The 14,556-nt window shown below is 71.7% G+C and carries 17 protein-coding genes; 1 reads left to right on the forward strand and 16 read right to left on the reverse strand.

The annotated features are described in order from the left end of the window. Positions 1-68 precede the first annotated feature (68 nt). The 6 genes from ACT7CP_RS13360 to ACT7CP_RS13385 all read right to left on the reverse strand — a co-directional run bounded on the left by ACT7CP_RS13360 (position 69) and on the right by ACT7CP_RS13385 (position 5,899). Positions 69-1,244 carry a mannitol-1-phosphate 5-dehydrogenase gene (locus ACT7CP_RS13360; protein ID WP_445442589.1) on the reverse strand — a complete coding sequence of 392 codons (1,176 nt, stop codon included), beginning with the start codon at positions 1,242-1,244 and terminating at the stop codon, positions 69-71. Further along, positions 1,241-1,678, reverse strand: coding sequence for a PTS mannitol transporter subunit IIA (locus ACT7CP_RS13365; RefSeq protein ID WP_307506273.1), 438 nt, complete (start codon positions 1,676-1,678; stop codon positions 1,241-1,243). Before ACT7CP_RS13365 ends, ACT7CP_RS13360 begins: the two co-directional genes overlap by 4 nt. Positions 1,679-1,795: 117 nt before the next feature. Next, positions 1,796-3,334, reverse strand: a complete 1,539-nt coding sequence (locus tag ACT7CP_RS13370; protein WP_445442590.1) for a PTS mannitol transporter subunit IIBC — start codon at positions 3,332-3,334, stop codon at positions 1,796-1,798. Between the two features lie 110 nt (positions 3,335-3,444). Continuing rightward, complete coding sequence (gene ptsP, locus ACT7CP_RS13375) at positions 3,445-5,115, reverse strand: phosphoenolpyruvate--protein phosphotransferase (RefSeq protein WP_445442591.1); 1,671 nt, start codon at positions 5,113-5,115, stop codon at positions 3,445-3,447. Next, positions 5,112-5,378 (reverse strand): HPr family phosphocarrier protein, encoded by a 267-nt coding sequence (locus ACT7CP_RS13380; protein ID WP_191147452.1) that lies wholly within the window; start codon positions 5,376-5,378, stop codon positions 5,112-5,114. Before ACT7CP_RS13380 ends, ptsP begins: the two co-directional genes overlap by 4 nt. Positions 5,379-5,491: 113 nt before the next feature. Next, positions 5,492-5,899, reverse strand: coding sequence for a PTS sugar transporter subunit IIB (locus tag ACT7CP_RS13385; RefSeq protein ID WP_445442592.1), 408 nt, complete (start codon positions 5,897-5,899; stop codon positions 5,492-5,494). 208 nt (positions 5,900-6,107) lie between these two features. On the opposite strand from ACT7CP_RS13385, the gene ACT7CP_RS13390 reads away from it, so the two are divergent. Further along, complete coding sequence (locus tag ACT7CP_RS13390; RefSeq protein WP_445442593.1) at positions 6,108-8,102, forward strand: BglG family transcription antiterminator; 1,995 nt, start codon at positions 6,108-6,110, stop codon at positions 8,100-8,102. A gap of 60 nt (positions 8,103-8,162) precedes the next feature. On the opposite strand, the gene map is transcribed toward ACT7CP_RS13390, so the two are convergent. From map to rplE, 10 genes are all read right to left on the reverse strand, one after another. Next, entirely contained in the window at positions 8,163-8,999 is an 837-nt protein-coding gene (map, locus tag ACT7CP_RS13395; protein WP_445442594.1) for a type I methionyl aminopeptidase, read from the reverse strand. Positions 9,000-9,002: 3 nt separating this feature from the next. Beyond that, positions 9,003-9,605, reverse strand: coding sequence for an adenylate kinase (locus tag ACT7CP_RS13400; RefSeq protein WP_445442595.1), 603 nt, complete (start codon positions 9,603-9,605; stop codon positions 9,003-9,005). Then, positions 9,602-10,924, reverse strand: coding sequence for a preprotein translocase subunit SecY (gene secY, locus ACT7CP_RS13405; RefSeq protein WP_413961524.1), 1,323 nt, complete (start codon positions 10,922-10,924; stop codon positions 9,602-9,604). Before secY ends, ACT7CP_RS13400 begins: the two co-directional genes overlap by 4 nt. A gap of 124 nt (positions 10,925-11,048) precedes the next feature. Continuing rightward, positions 11,049-11,624, reverse strand: a complete 576-nt coding sequence (gene rplO, locus ACT7CP_RS13410) for a 50S ribosomal protein L15 (RefSeq protein WP_445442596.1) — start codon at positions 11,622-11,624, stop codon at positions 11,049-11,051. Continuing rightward, positions 11,624-11,806 carry a 50S ribosomal protein L30 gene (gene rpmD / locus ACT7CP_RS13415; protein WP_012039289.1) on the reverse strand — a complete coding sequence of 61 codons (183 nt, stop codon included), beginning with the start codon at positions 11,804-11,806 and terminating at the stop codon, positions 11,624-11,626. Before rpmD ends, rplO begins: the two co-directional genes overlap by 1 nt. Next, the gene (gene rpsE / locus ACT7CP_RS13420; RefSeq protein ID WP_012039290.1) at positions 11,806-12,471 is read right to left on the reverse strand and encodes a 30S ribosomal protein S5; all 666 of its coding nucleotides are present in this window, start codon (positions 12,469-12,471) and stop codon (positions 11,806-11,808) included. The genes rpmD and rpsE overlap by 1 nt, the downstream gene beginning before the upstream one ends. A 35-nt stretch (positions 12,472-12,506) precedes the next feature. Next, the gene (gene rplR / locus ACT7CP_RS13425) at positions 12,507-12,878 is read right to left on the reverse strand and encodes a 50S ribosomal protein L18 (protein ID WP_012039291.1); all 372 of its coding nucleotides are present in this window, start codon (positions 12,876-12,878) and stop codon (positions 12,507-12,509) included. 2 nt (positions 12,879-12,880) lie between these two features. Continuing rightward, positions 12,881-13,417 carry a 50S ribosomal protein L6 gene (gene rplF / locus ACT7CP_RS13430; protein WP_307506247.1) on the reverse strand — a complete coding sequence of 179 codons (537 nt, stop codon included), beginning with the start codon at positions 13,415-13,417 and terminating at the stop codon, positions 12,881-12,883. Between the two features lie 4 nt (positions 13,418-13,421). Beyond that, complete coding sequence (gene rpsH / locus ACT7CP_RS13435) at positions 13,422-13,820, reverse strand: 30S ribosomal protein S8 (protein ID WP_012039293.1); 399 nt, start codon at positions 13,818-13,820, stop codon at positions 13,422-13,424. A gap of 138 nt (positions 13,821-13,958) precedes the next feature. Then, positions 13,959-14,555 (reverse strand): 50S ribosomal protein L5, encoded by a 597-nt coding sequence (gene rplE, locus ACT7CP_RS13440; RefSeq protein WP_413961525.1) that lies wholly within the window; start codon positions 14,553-14,555, stop codon positions 13,959-13,961. Position 14,556: the final 1 nt, after the last annotated feature.

Genomic DNA, 14,556 nt, shown 5'->3' on the forward strand with positions numbered 1-14,556 from the left:
CGCGGATCCTGCGCTAGCGGAGCGCACGACGGGCCGGGCGGTCGCCCGCCCGGCCCGTGCGCGTGGCCCTACTGGTCCGCGCGGTGGCGGGGGGCGCTGCGGCGGTCGGCCTGGGCCGCGTCCACGAGCGCGACGAGGTCGGCGGTCAGCGGGTGCTGGTCGTCGAGCCCGGTCACGCGGCGCACGAGATCCGCCGCGGTGTCGGTCTGGAGGAGCTCCTGCAGCTCGAGCGCCTGCGGGTCGCCCGCGGGGTCGAAGCGGAGCGCCTGGCCCATGGCGCGCACGAGCGCGTCGTGCGGGAGGCCCCGCTCGGCGAGCTGGGACGCGGGGCCCACGAACCGCTCCTCGCGGGAGAGCTTCCGGAGCGGCTGGCGGCCGACGCGCTCGACGGTGTCGGCGAGGGCGGCGTTCGCGAAGCGCGCGAGGTTCTTCTCGCGGTACGCCGCCTGCTCGGCCTCGTCGAGGCCGTGCTTGGCGACGAGCAGCGCGCTCGTCTCCTCGAGCACCTGCCGGACCTCGTCGGCGACCTCGGGGATCGCCATCGCGTCCGACTGGCTCACGGCGCCGCGCGCGTAGCCGTGGTACGCCACGGTCGCGTGCCCGGTGTTCACCGTGAAGAGCTTCCGCTCGATGTAGGGCGCGAGGTCGTCGACGAACGTGGCGCCGGCGATCTCGGGGACGGCGTCGCCGAACGGCCCGCGCTCCACGACCCACTCCGAGAAGTCCTCGACGGTGACGTCGAGGCCCGCGGCGGGGTCCTGGTTCGGGACGATGCGGTCGACGGCCGTGTTGGCGAAGATCGCGCGGCCGACGGCGTCCGGCTCCTCGACGAGGGCCTTCTCGATCTCGGCGCGCAGCGTGTCCGTCGCGTTGATCGCGTTCTCGCAGGCCATGACGGCGACGGGGCCGAGGTCGGCGGAGCGCGCGCGGAGGCCGGCGGCGATCGCCGGGGCGACGAAGCGGAGGATGTTCGGGCCCACCGCGGTGGTGACGATGTCGGCGGTGGCGATCTCCCGGATGAGGGACTCGCCGTCCGCCGCGCTGTCGATCGCGCGGAAGCCGGTGACGGTCCAGTCGCGCGCGTGCGGCCCGACCTCGGTGACGCGGTAGGACTCGGCGGCGTCGAGGTGCCCGATGAGCTCGGCGTTGACGTCGGCGAAGACGACCTCGTAGCCGGCCTCGTGCAGGATCAGCCCGACGAAGCCGCGGCCGATGTTGCCGGCGCCGAAGTGGACGGCCTTCACGCCTCGTTCACCTCGGACAGGAGGGCGTAGAGCTCCTCCGCGGTGGACGCGTCGAGGAGCTTCTGCACCTCGTCGTCGTCGCTGAAGATGATGGCGATCTTGCTGAGGATCTCGAGGTGCCCGTTGTCCTTGCCGGCGATGCCGACCACGAAGCGGACCTCGTTGCCCGCCCAGTCGAGGGGGGCGTCGTAGCGGACGAAGGAGAGGGCGGAGTCGAGGATCGTGTCCTTGCCCTCGTTGGTGCCGTGCGGGATCGCGAGCAGGTTGCCCATGTAGGTCGAGACGCTCTTCTCGCGCTCGAGCATGAACCCCTCGTACTCGGGGGTGACGGCGCCCGCGGCGACGAGGATGGCCGCCGCCTCGGCGATGGCCTCCTCCACGCTGGACGCGGTGCCGCCGACGCGGATCTGGGCGGGTTCGAGGACGTTCGACATGGTGCTCCTGACGTGTTGCGTGCCTGATGCGAGGCTACCGGGGCCCGGTCGGTGTCGACCGGGCCCCGGGGGCCTGCGCGTGCGGTGGTGCGGGTCCGCCGCGGGGGCGGACCGGGATCAGCTGTCCGAGCGCTGCTTCCGGACCAGCTCCACGATCTCGTCGTAGCGCGGCGAGTTCATGAAGTTGTCGACGGAGACGTGCTCGGAGCCCGGGCTCTTCTGGCGGGCCCGGTCGGTGAGCTCGCGCTGCGTGATCACGAGGTCGGCCGAGCCGTCGAGGGCCGCGATGGCCTTGTTGACGACCGTGACGTCCGTCAGGCCGGCCTTCTTCATCTTGTTGCGGAGCACCGAGGCGCCCATGGCGGACGAGCCCATGCCGGCGTCGCAGGCGAAGACGATGTCCTGGATGCGGGTGGCCGTGGCCGTCCCGCCGTCCGTGCCCGTGGCGTTCGTGCCGGCCGTGCCGTCGGCGAGGCCGCCGACCGTGCCCGCGGTGCCGGTCTCGGCGCCGAGGCCCGTGAGGATCGAGGACTCCTTGCCCTTATTGGCCTGCGTCGCGGCGACCGCGGCGCCGAAGTCGCCGGAGCCCTTCTTGCCGGTGCGGAGGATGACCGCGGCGACGATGAAGGTGACGGCCGCGGAGATGATGACCGAGAGGATGACGCCCGGGAAGCTGTTGCGCTCCGTCTGGCCGAGCACGGCGATGATGCTGCCGGGCGAGGCCGGGCCGCGGAGGCCGGAGCCGAACGCGACGTTGGTCGCGACGCCCGACGCGCCACCCGCGATGACCGCGAGGAACAGGAGCGGCTTCGACAGCACGTAGGGGAAGTAGATCTCGTGGATGCCGCCGACGAACTGGATGAGGATCGCGCCGGGGGCGGTGGAGCGCGCCGCGCCCGCGCCGAAGATCGCGAAGGCGAGGAGCACGCCGAGACCCGGGCCGGGGTTGGCCTCGAGCAGGAACAGGATGCTCTTGCCGTCCTCCAGCGCCTCGGTCGTGCCGAGCGGGGTGAGGATGCCCTGGTTGATGGCGTTGTTGAGGAACAGCACCTTCGCCGGCTCGATCACGATGCTCGTGAGGGGCAGGAGGCCGTTGTCGACCAGGAAGCCGACGCCGCCGCCGAGGATCGACGTGATGCCGCGGATCACCGGGGTGAGCAGGTAGTAGGCGCCGATCGCGAAGACCGCGCCCAGGATGCCGGCGGAGAAGTTGTTGACGAGCATCTCGAAGCCGGGGCGGATCCGGTCGATCCACAGGCGCTCGATGACCTTCAGCAGGTAGGCCGCGAGCGGGCCCGTGATCATGGCGCCGAGGAACATCGGGCTGCCGCCGTCGAAGTAGGGCTCGCCGACCGTGCCGACGATGACGCCCATGGTCGCGATGGTCGCGACCACGCCGCCGCGCGCGTCGTAGACCATGCGGCCTCCGGTGTTCGCGATGAGCAGCGGCAGGAGGAAGTACAGCACCGGCGCGATGAGCTGCGCGATGTCGGCGTTCGGCAGGTAGCCGTCCGGGATGAACAGGGCCGTGAGCAGGCCCCAGGCGATGAACGCCGCGATGTTGGGCATGATCATGCCGCTGAGGAACGTGCCGAACTTCTGCACGCCCGTGCGCACGGACTGGCCCGTGCTGCGGGTGGGTGACGACGTCGTCATGGGGGTGGTGCTCCTGTCGTGGTGGATGGCGGGCCTGCTGCGGGCCGCCGTGCTGCGGGTGGAGGGATCGCGGGTGCGGGTGGTGCGGTGGAGAGGGTCGGTGGTGCGGGTCAGACGGTGGCGGGCGCCGACGCCGCGGTGACCGCGGCGCGCGCCTCGACGGCGCTGTCGGCGGCGAGGGCGACGGCGGCCAGGGCCTCCGCCTCCTCGCGCGTGTGGAGGGCGAGCTCGGCGCGCACGTCGGCGAGCGCCGCCGGCGACATCGAGAGGCTGGTGGCGCCGAGGCCGACGAGCACGACGGCGAGCAGCGGGTCGGCCGCCGCCTCGCCGCAGATGCCGACGGGCTTGCCGAGCGCCCGCCCCGCGGCACCGACCTCCTGCACGAGGCGGAGGACGGCGGGGTGCCACGGGTCCTGGAACGCGGCCACGGACCCCAGCAGCCGGTCGGCCGCGAGCGTGTACTGCGTGAGGTCGTTGGTGCCGATGCTCGCGAAGTCGGCGTGGGCGAGGATCCGGTCGGCGAGGAGGGCGGAGGACGGGACCTCCACCATCACGCCGACGGTCTTCAGGCCCAGCTCGCGGCCGAGCGCGGAGAAGTACCGCGCCTCCTCCACCGTGGAGACCATGGGGGCCATGACCCACAGGTCGGCCTCGGTGGCGGCGTCGGCGTTCGCGAGTGCGGTGAGCTGGTCGCGAAGGATCTGCTCGTTGGCCCGGAGCACGCGGAGGCCGCGGAGCCCGAGCGCCGGGTTCTCCTCGTCGGCGTCATTGAGGAAGGCGAGCGGCTTGTCGGCGCCGGCGTCGAGCGCGCGGACCACGACCTTCTGACCGGGGAACGCCCGGAGGAGGCGCGTGTAGTGCTCCTCCTGCTCGGCGACGGTCGGCGCGCTCGTGGCGTCGAGGAAGAGGAACTCGGTGCGGAAGAGGCCGACGCCCTCGGCGCCCTTGGCCACCGCGTCCTCGGCGCCGTCGGCGGATCCGAGGTTCGCGAGCAGCGGGATCGTCGTGCCGTCGGAGAGCGCCCCGGGGCCGGTGGGCACGGCGGTGCGGTTGCGGCGGGTCTCGATCTCGGCGCGGGCCGCCCGCTCCTCGCCCTCGCTCGGCGCGACGGTGACGGCGCCCGTGAGCGCGTCGACCACGACGATCTCGCCGTCGGCGAGGTCGGCCGCGGCCGCGACGCCGACGACCGCGACGATCGCCTTCTCGCGGGCGAGGATCGCCGTGTGCGAGGTGGGGCCGCCGTCGGTCGTGATGAGCGCGAGGACCTTGTCGAGGTCGAGGAGCGCGGTGTCGGCGGGCGCGAGGTCGCGGGCGACGAGCACGAAGGGGTGGTCGGGGTCCGGCACGCCCGGGGCGGCGACGCCCTGCAGGTGCGCGACGACGCGCTGCGAGACGTCGTCGAGGTCGGTGGCGCGCTCGCCCATGTAGCCGCCCATGCTGAGGAGCAGGTCGCGGAAGCCCGCGAACGCCTCGTGCACGGCGCGCTCGGCGGTGCGGCCGGTCGCGAGGCGGGCGGTGATGTCGTCGACGAGCGTGGGGTCCTCGGCCATGAAGGCCTGCGCCTCGAGCACGTCCTTCGCGGCGCCGCCGGCCTTCTCCCCGCGGATGCGGATGTCGGCGGCGACCGCGGCGAGCGACGCGCTCACGCGGATGCGCTCCTCGTCGGCGGTCAGGGCGCTCGCGGTGTCGGCGGGCTCGGGGAGCGGGTCGGGCATCCGGATGACGGGGCCGACGGCGGATCCCCGGCCGATGCCGATGCCGGAGAGGGTGCGGGAGCTCATGCGGCGTCCAGGTCGGACTCGAGGAGCGTCGCGAGGTCGGCGACGACCTGCTCGGCGTTCTCGCCCTCGGCGGAGACGACGACCTCGTCGCCCGTGTCGACGCCCAGCGAGATGACGCCGAGGATGCTCGCGGCGTTGACGCTGCGCTCCCCCTTGGCGAGCTGCACGGGGATCCCGGCCTTCGCGGCGGCCTGCGTGAACAGCGAGGCGGGGCGGGCGTGCAGCCCGTGCGACGAGGCGATGGTGACGGTGCGTTCTGCCATGGTGGCTCCTTCGTTCGGCCCCGTCGGCGGGGCCCTGGTGGGCGGTGGTCGTGCGGGTCTGGGTGGTCGTGCGGGTCCTGCGGGTCTCGCGGGGTCGGCGCGGGCGCCGGTGATCAGGCGGCGGGCGGCGCTCCCCCGGCGGGGCGGCCGTGGAGGCCGGGGATCGCGGACAGCCCCGACAGGCCGGGCGCGCGGCGGAGCGAGCGGGCGCCCGTGCGCATCGCCGCGAGGGCCCGGTCGAGCGCGGCGCGCGCGCCCTCGGGACGCGAGGCGTCGGCGTCGAGGAGGACCGCGGTCGCGCCCTCGTCGGCGGCCGCGTCGCGGACGGCGTCGAGGCGGTCGGCGAGGTGGGCGCCGAGGAGGACGACGTCCATGCCGGCGGCGTCGAGCCGCACGTGGGCGAGGGATCCGGCGACGGCCTCGATCTCGAGCCCGTCGGCCTCGGCGAGCTCGCGGAGGCGGTGGGCGAGGAAGGTGCTGGATGCGCCGGAGCCGCAGACGACGAGGATCCTCCCGGTCATGCTTGCCTCCTCGCGTCGTCGCTGGTCGTCCCATCGTGCTCCGCGGCCGGGCGGGGCGCCAGCAGATCCGCTTCCGCAGGGTAGGAAAACCGGTGCGGCGCGGGCCCGCGCGGGCATCCGCGCCCGGACCGGATGGTTGACTCGGTGTGCACGGACCGGCCTCGCCCCGCGGATCCGGCCGAGGCGGACCGCCGCGAGGGAGACGACCATGCTGAGCGACAACCAGGAGAGGCTGCTGGACTACCTGTCCGCCGCCGACCGCTGGGTCGAGGCCGGCGAGCTCGCGGACCGCCTGGGCGTCACCACCCGCAGCGTGCGCAACTACGTCACGGCCGTGCGGGAGCGCTCGAGCGTGGCCATCGCCTCCTCCCCCGACGGCTACCGCATCGACGCCGGCAGCTACGCCCGCCACCTCGGCGACCGGCCGGCGGCGGATCCGCAGGGCACGCCCCGCGACCGCCTGCACGCCCTCGTGCGCCGCCTCGGTGACGCGCCCGACGGCCTCGACGTCCACGCGCTCGCCGACGAGCTGCACGTGAGCGAGTCCACCGTGGAGGCGGACCTCCGCAAGGTGCGCGCCCTCGTCGAGGACGCGGGTCTGGCGCTCCGCCGTGCGGGCTCCACGGTGGTCCTCGAGGGCTCGGAGCGCGACTTCCGCCGGCTGCTGTCCCGCATGTTCCGCGACGAGAGCGCGCAGGGCTTCCTGCCGCTGGAGTCCGTGCAGCGCGAGTTCGCCTCCGACTCCCTGAAGGCGTTCAAGACGGACCTCATCCGCGACCTCACGGAGCGCGGCTTCTTCGTGAACGAGTACGGCGTCGACAACGTGCTCCTGCACGTGGCGATCGCGATGGACCGGCTCGCGCGGTCGCCGCGGCGCGCGGACGAGGACGCCGAGGTCGATGCCCTCCCCGCGGCGGACGGGGATCCGGCCGACGAGGCCGATGCCGCCGGCCACGACGCCGCCGCCGGAGCCGCCGCGGATCCCACGGCGCTCGCCATCCGCGACGTGCTCGCCCGCCTCCTCGCCGCCCACTTCGACGTGCCGGTGCCGGCCGGCGACGTCGCCTACCTCGCCCTCCTCGTCCGCACGCGCGTCGTGACCCCCGGCAACGAGCAGTCGCTGGCCACCGTGATGCGCGAGCACGTCGTCGAGAGCGACCTCGACGTGGTGCGCGCCATCGTCCGCCGCGTGAAGCAGGAGTACCTGGTCGATCTCGAGGACGAGGACTTCACGGTCCGCTTCTCCCTGCACCTCGGCAACCTCGTCGCGCGCGCCGCCGACCGCTCCTTCTCCCGCAACCCGCTCGCGCGCTCCATCAAGACCTCGTACCCGATGACCTACGAGATCGCGGTCTTCATCGCGAGCGAGGTCCAGCGCCGCCGCGGCATCGCGATCAACGACGACGAGATCGCCTACATCGCCCTGCACGTGGGGTCGCACCGGGAGCGCGTCGCGCGGCGCGACGACCGGGTCGCCACCGCGCTCGTGTGCCCGAACTACTACGACCTGCACCAGATCATGCGCAGCCGCATCGAGCAGGCGCTCGGCGCGGACATCAGCGTGGACGCCGTCGTGACGCGCACCGACGTCGACGCCGACGCGCTCGGGGTGCAGCTCGTGATCGACGCGACCGGATCCCGGCCGCCCGCCGACAACGTCGTGGTCGTGCAGCCGCTGCCGACGCCGGACGACATCGAGTCGATCCGCCGCGCCGTGGCCCGCGTCCGCCGGCACGCGCGCCGGAGCTCCATGAAGCACGACCTGCTGCGCTTCCTCGACGAGTCGCTGTTCTTCCGGGACCTGCACGCGCCCGACGAGGAGGCCATGATCCGGCTGCTCGGTCAGCGCATGGTCGAGCAGGGCATCATCGAGCCCGAGTACATCGAGGGCGCCATCGAGCGCGAGCGGCTGTCGTCCACCGCCTTCACGGACACGCTCGCCGTGCCGCACTCGCTCGCCATGACGGCGCACCGCACCGCCATCGCGATCGTGGTGAACGACGAGGCGATGCAGTGGGGCGGCAACCGCGTGCACGTGGTGGCGCTCGTCGCCTTCAGCGCGAGCGGGCGCACGAGCTTCCAGCATGTGTTCGACCAGTTCGTGGAGGTCTTCTCCGACCACCGCGACGTGCAGGCGATCATGCGGGCGTCGGGATCGCACGGCTCCTTCATCGAGGAGCTCGTGCACGTCATGGACACCTGACCCGGGGCCGGCGGGCCGCGCCGGCCCCGGACGCACTCGGCCGTCAGCGGCCGGCGACGCTCAGGGCGCGACGGGCGTGACGCCCAGCGGCACGAGGCGCGACGCCCCGCCGTCCGCCAGGGTGAGCACCCAGATGCCGCGCGCGTGCACCGCGACGGAGTGCTCCCAGTGCGAGGCCATGCTGCCGTCGACGGTGGCGACGGTCCAGTCGTCGTCGAGGACGCGCGTCTCCGACTCGCCGTCGGTGATCATCGGCTCGATCGCGACGACGAGCCCGGGCTTCACCGCCGGGCCCTTCCCGCGCACGCGGTAGTTGAACACCGGCGGATCCTCGTGCATGCTCCGGCCGATGCCGTGGCCCGTGTAGTCCATGACGATGCCGAAGGCACCGGCGGCCTCGACGGACTCCTCGACCGCCTCCCCCACCTCGTTGAGGTGGGACGCCGTCGCGAGCCGGGCAATGCCGGCCCACAGCGAGTCCTCGGTGACGCGGGACAGGAGCTCGCGCGCCTCCACGACGTCCGGACGCGCGGGATCGGGGACGACGACGGTCATGGCCGAGTCGCCGTTCCAGCCGTCGATCTCCGCGCCGCTGTCCACCGAGACGATGTCGCCCGGCTGCAGGACCCGGTCGCCGGGGATCCCGTGCACGACCTCGTCGTTCACCGAGACGCACACCGTGTGGCGGTAGCCCGGCACGAGCTGGAAGTTCGAGTGCCCGCCGAGCGCCCGGATCGCGGCGTCGGCCGCGGCGTCGAGCTCGCGGGTCGTGACGCCGGGGGCGATGAGCGCCCGCACCGCGTCGAGCGAGGCGGCGGTGGCGAGCCCGGGGGCGACCATGCGGCGCATCTCGTCCGGGGTCTTGTAGATCCCGGGCGTGCGGCGGAGCGCTCCCACGGGCTAGACGCGGCCCGCGTCGGAGACCGGGCGGATGCCTCGGGCGGCGAGGGCCTCGCGGATGCGGGCGGCGACCTCGTCGACCTCGCCGAGGCCGTCGACCTCGAGCAGCAGCCCGCGGTCGCGGTACACGGCGATGAGCGGCGACGTCTCGCGGACGTACACCTCCTGGCGGTGACGGATGGCGTCCTCGCTGTCGTCCGCGCGGCCCTGCTCGGTGGCGCGGCGCGTGAGGCGGGCGACGACCTCGTCCTCGTCGGCGACGAGCTGGATCACGGCGTCGAGCTCGTGGCCCCAGCCCTGCAGCAGCTCCTCCAGGTACGCGACCTGGTCGAGCGTGCGGGGGTAGCCGTCCAGCAGGAAGCCCGCCTGCGCGTCCTCCTCCTGGAGGCGGCCGGTGACGAGGCTGTTGGTGAGCTCGTCCGGGACGTAGTTCCCCGCGTCGACGAGCGCCTGGACCTGCTGGCCGAGCTCGGTGCCGTCCTTGATGTTCTGGCGGAAGATGTCGCCCGTCGAGATGTCCGGGATGCCGTACTCGGCCGCGATGCGCTTCGCCTGCGTGCCCTTGCCGGCGCCGGGCGGGCCGACGATCAGGAGCCGGGTCACTTGAGCAGCCCCTCGTAGTGGCGCTGCTGCAGCTGCGAGTCGATCTGCTTCACCGTCTCGAGGCCGACGCCCACCACGATGAGGATGCTCGCGCCGCCGAACGGGAAGTTCTGGTTGGCGCCGACGAGCGACAGGGCGATGAGCGGCAGGAGCGCGATGAGGCCGAGGTACAGCGAGCCCGGCAGTGTGATGCGCGTGAGCACGTAGTCGAGGTACTCGGCGGTCGGGCGGCCGGCGCGGATGCCGGGGATGAAGCCGCCGTACTTCTTCATGTTGTCGGCGACCTCCTCCGGGTTGAAGGTGATGGCGACGTAGAAGTACGTGAAGCCGACGATGAGCAGGAAGTACATCGCCATGTAGAGCGGGTGGTCGCCCGTCGTGAGGTTGTCGGTGATCCACTGCACCCACGGCGCGGGCGCCTGGCCGACGGCCGGCTGGTTGAACTGCGCGACGAGCGCGGGCAGGTACAGCAGCGACGAGGCGAAGATGACGGGCACGACGCCGGCCATGTTGACCTTGATGGGGATGTACGTGTTGTTGCCGCCGTAGGTGCGGCGCCCGACCATGCGCTTGGCGTACTGGACGGGGATGCGGCGCTGCGACTGCTCGACGTAGACGACGGCGGCGACGACCAGCAGGCCGACCAGGATCACGAGGGCGAAGACCTCCCAGCCGCGGCTCTGCTGGATGGCGAGCAGCGAGGTCGGGAAGGCCGCGGCGACCGACGTGAAGATGAGGAGCGACATGCCGTTGCCGATGCCGCGCTCCGTGATGAGCTCGCCCATCCACATGATGAGGCCGGTGCCGGCGGTCATCGTGATGACCATGAGCATGATCGCGTACCAGGCGTCGTTCGTGATGAGCTGCGTGCAGGCGCTGACGTTCGTCTGGCCGAACAGCGCACCGCTGCGCGCGACCGTGATGAGCGTCGTGGACTGCAGGACCGCGAGGGCGATCGTGAGGTAGCGCGTGTACTGCGTGAGCTTGGCCTGGCCGGACTGGCCCTCCTTGTAGAGGGTGTCGAAGTGCGGGATGACCACGCGGAGCAGCTGGACGATGATCGACGCCGTGATGTACGGCATGATGCCCAGCGCGAAGATGGAGAGCTTCAGCAGCGCGCCGCCGCTGAAGAGGTTGACGAGCTCGTAGAGGCCCGAGGTGCCCTGGTTCGCCGCGAGGCACGACTGCACGTTGGCGAAGTCGACGAACGGCGCGGGGATGAAGGATCCCAGGCGGAAGAGGGCGATGATGCCCAGCGTGAAGCCGATCTTGCGACGCAGATCGGGGGTGCGGAAGATCCTGACGACGGCGCTCAACACGGAGGGTGTCCTGCTTTCTGTGGGAGGTCCGCCGGGAGGCGGGGGTCGGGCCGACCCGATGCGGCCCCAGTAGCCGGGAGGGGCGGCCGGATTCCCGACCGCCCCTCCCGTGCGTCCTGCAGTGCTACTTGACGGAGCCGCCTGCTGCGACGATCTTCTCCGCAGCGGAGCCGGAGACCTTGTCGACAGCAACCGTCAGCTTAACCGAGATGTCGCCGTCCCCGAGGACCTTGACCTTCTCGTTCTTGCGCACGGCACCCTTGGCGACCAGGTCGCTCGTGGTGACGTCGCCGCCGTCGGGGTAGAGAACGGCGAGCTTCTCCAGGTTCACGACCTGGTACTCGACGCGGAACGGGTTCTTGAACCCGCGGAGCTTCGGGGTGCGCATGTGCAGCGGCATCTGCCCACCCTCGAAGCCGATGCGGACCGTGTAGCGGGCCTTCGTGCCCTTGGTGCCACGACCCGCGGTCTTGCCCTTCGAGCCCTCACCGCGGCCGACACGCTGGCGTGCCTTCTTGGCCCCGGCGGCGGGACGGAGGTGGTGGACCTTGAGGACCTGCTCGCGCTTGACCGTCTCCGTCGAGGCGACCGTGGTCGTCTCGGCGGAAGCGGCGGCGACGGGGGTCTTCGCGGTCTTCTTGGGTGCGGCCTTGGGCGCCTTCACGGGCGCCTGCTCGGCCGACTCGTTCTTCTCAGCCATCAGTCGATCTCCTCCACCTTCACCAGGTGCGCGACGGTGTTGACGTAGCCGCGGTTCTGGGCGTTGTCCTCTCGGACCACCACGGCACCGATGCGACGGAGCCCGAGGCTCCGCAGGGTGTCGCGCTGGTTCTGCTTCTCGCTGATCTTGGACTTGATCTGCGTCACTCGGAGCTGAGCCATCAGACACCTGCCTTCGCGTCGGCCTCGGCACGCTGGGCGCGGAGGATGCGGGCCGGGACGACCTGCTCGAGCTCGAGCCCACGACGGGCCGCGACGGCGCGCGGCTCCTCGAGCTGCTTGAGCGCCTCGACCGTGGCGTGCACGATGTTGATCGTGTTCGACGAGCCGAGCGACTTGCTCAGCACGTCGTGGATGCCGGCGCACTCGAGCACCGCGCGGACGGGGCCACCGGCGATGACGCCGGTACCCGCGGACGCGGGACGCAGGAGGACGACTCCGGCGGAGGCCTCACCCTGCACGGCGTGCGGGATGGTCAGGCCGATGCGGGGGACGCGGAAGAAGTTCTTCTTCGCCTCCTCGACGCCCTTGGAGATGGCGGTCGGGACCTCGCGGGCCTTGCCGTAGCCGACGCCCACCAGTCCGTTGCCGTCTCCGACGATCACGAGAGCGGTGAAGCTGAAGCGACGACCGCCCTTGACGACCTTGGACACGCGGTTGATGGTGACGACGCGCTCCAGGAACTGGCTCTTGTCGGCATCACGGCCACCGCGGCTGTCGCGGCCGCCCTGGTTCCGGTCGCGTCCGCCACGACGGCCTTCACGGCCCTCGTTCTGCGCGGGTGCGGTGGACGCCGCGGTCTCGACGGGCGTCTCCGCCACGGCCACGACCTCGGGCTCCTTGCTGTTGTTCTCGGCTGCGCTCACAGGCTCAGACCACCCTCTCGAGCTCCTTCGGCGATGGCCGCGACGCGTCCTGCGTAGCGGTTGCCACCACGATCGAATACGACGCTCTCCACGCCGGCCGCCTTGGCGCGCTCGGCGACGAGCTCGCCGACCTTGCGCGACTTGGCGGTCTTGTCGCCGTCGAACGTGCGCATGTCGGCCTCGAGGGTCGACGCGGACGCGACGGTGTGACCACGGCTGTCATCGACGACCTGCACGAAGACGTGACGGGCCGAACGGGTGACGACGAGGCGCGGACGCAGCTCGGTCCCCTCCACCTTCTTGCGCAGGCGTGCGTGCCTGCGACCGCGGGCGGCGGACTTGCTTTTTCCTCTAACTCCGAGAGCCATGATCACTTACCACTCTTTCCGGCCTTGCGGCGAACGTTCTCGCCGGCGTAGCGGACGCCCTTGCCCTTGTAGGGCTCGGGCTTGCGAATCTTGCGGATGTTGGCGGCCGTCTCGCCGACGAGCTGCTTGTCGATGCCGACGACGGTCATCTTGTTGACGCCCTCGACGGTGAAGCTGATGCCCGCGGGCGCCTCGACGTACACCGGGTGAGAGAAGCCGAGCGCGAACTCGACGCCCTTGTCCTTGATCGCGACGCGGTAACCCGTGCCGACGATCTCGAGGCCCTTGGTGTAGCCGGTGGTGACGCCGACGATCTGGTTGGCGATGAGGCTGCGCGTGAGGCCGTGGAGCGAGCGCGACTCGCGCTCGTCGTCGGGACGGGTGACGAGCACCTGTCCGTCCTGGACCTCGGCGCGGATGGGCTGGGCCACGGTGAGGCTCAGCTCGCCCTTGGGGCCCTTGACCGTGACGACCTGGCCGGCCACGGTGACGTCGACCTCTGCGGGGACGTCGATGGGGAGTCTTCCGATGCGGGACATGTCGTTACCACACGTAGGCGAGGACTTCCCCACCCACGCCCTTCTTCGCAGCCTGGCGGTCCGTGAGGAGCCCCGAGGAGGTGGACAGGATGGCGACCCCGAGGCCACCGAGGACCTGGGGGATCTCGGCGGACTTCGCGTACACGCGGAGGCCGGGCTTGGACACGCGCTTGATGCCCCGGATGGAGCGCTCGCGGTCCGGTCCGAACTTGAGGCTGAGCGTCAGCGTCTGGCCGACGCGGGCGTCCGCGACGTCCCAGCCGGCGATGAAGCCCTCGGACTTGAGGATGTCGGCGATGTGCGACTTGAGCTTGGAGTGCGGCATGGAGACCGTGTCGTGGTGCGCGGAGTTCGCGTTCCGGAGTCGGGTCAGCATGTCGGCGACCGGGTCGGTCATTGTCATGACTGGTGGTACCTCTCTCGCCTGGTTTCGTTCATCCGGACACGGATGACGACCTGTGGTGGTGGCGGCGCCGGGCGGGGGTGCCCGGCGCCGATCGTGCGGTGGTGCTGGTCGTGCGGGTGGAGCGTGTGGTGCGTGCTACGGCGTGTTCTCGGGCGTCTGGAACGGGAAGCCGAGCGCCTTGAGCAGCGCGCGTCCCTCGTCGTCCGTCCGAGCGGTCGTGACGACCGTGATGTCCATGCCGCGGACCCGGTCGATGCGGTCCTGGTCGATCTCGTGGAACATGGACTGCTCGTTGAGACCGAACGTGTAGTTGCCGTTGCCGTCGAACTGCCGGGGGCTGAGCCCACGGAAGTCGCGGATGCGGGGCAGGGCGAGGGACAGCAGGCGGTCGAGGAACTCCCACATGCGGTCGCCGCGCAGCGTGACGTGGGTGCCGATGGCCTGGCCCTCACGCAGCTTGAACTGGGCGATCGACTTGCGGGCCTTGGTGACCTGCGGCTTCTGGCCCGTGATCTTGGTGAGGTCGGCGACCGCGCCGTCGATGATCTTGCCGTCGCGAGCCGCGTCGCCGACGCCCATGTTCACGACGATCTTCGTGAGCCCGGGCACCTGGTGCACGTTCGTGAGGCCGAGATCAGCGGTCAGCTGGCTGACGATCTCGGAGCGGTACTTCTGCTTCAGGCGCGGGAGCTGCTTGCCCTCGGCCGTGCCAGCGGTTGCGGTGTCGGTCATT

It is taken from the genome of Clavibacter rahimiani (assembly GCF_052654495.1).

Bases quoted from the DNA above. Each gene is read 5' to 3' on its own strand.
- rpmD (WP_012039289.1), bottom strand. From the start codon at position 11,806: ATGGCTCAGCTCCGAGTGACGCAGATCAAGTCCAAGATCAGCGAGAAG.
- ACT7CP_RS13390 (WP_445442593.1), top strand. From the start codon at position 6,108: ATGCTGAGCGACAACCAGGAGAGGCTGCTGGACTACCTGTCCGCCGCC.
- ACT7CP_RS13380 (WP_191147452.1), bottom strand. From the start codon at position 5,378: ATGGCAGAACGCACCGTCACCATCGCCTCGTCGCACGGGCTGCACGCC.
- rpsH (WP_012039293.1), bottom strand. From the start codon at position 13,820: ATGACAATGACCGACCCGGTCGCCGACATGCTGACCCGACTCCGGAAC.
- ptsP (WP_445442591.1), bottom strand. From the start codon at position 5,115: ATGAGCTCCCGCACCCTCTCCGGCATCGGCATCGGCCGGGGATCCGCC.
- rplR (WP_012039291.1), bottom strand. From the start codon at position 12,878: ATGGCTCTCGGAGTTAGAGGAAAAAGCAAGTCCGCCGCCCGCGGTCGC.
- rplO (WP_445442596.1), bottom strand. From the start codon at position 11,624: ATGGCTGAGAAGAACGAGTCGGCCGAGCAGGCGCCCGTGAAGGCGCCC.
- rplF (WP_307506247.1), bottom strand. From the start codon at position 13,417: ATGTCCCGCATCGGAAGACTCCCCATCGACGTCCCCGCAGAGGTCGAC.
- ACT7CP_RS13365 (WP_307506273.1), bottom strand. From the start codon at position 1,678: ATGTCGAACGTCCTCGAACCCGCCCAGATCCGCGTCGGCGGCACCGCG.
- ACT7CP_RS13370 (WP_445442590.1), bottom strand. From the start codon at position 3,334: ATGACGACGTCGTCACCCACCCGCAGCACGGGCCAGTCCGTGCGCACG.
- rplE (WP_413961525.1), bottom strand. From the start codon at position 14,555: ATGACCGACACCGCAACCGCTGGCACGGCCGAGGGCAAGCAGCTCCCG.
- ACT7CP_RS13385 (WP_445442592.1), bottom strand. From the start codon at position 5,899: ATGACCGGGAGGATCCTCGTCGTCTGCGGCTCCGGCGCATCCAGCACC.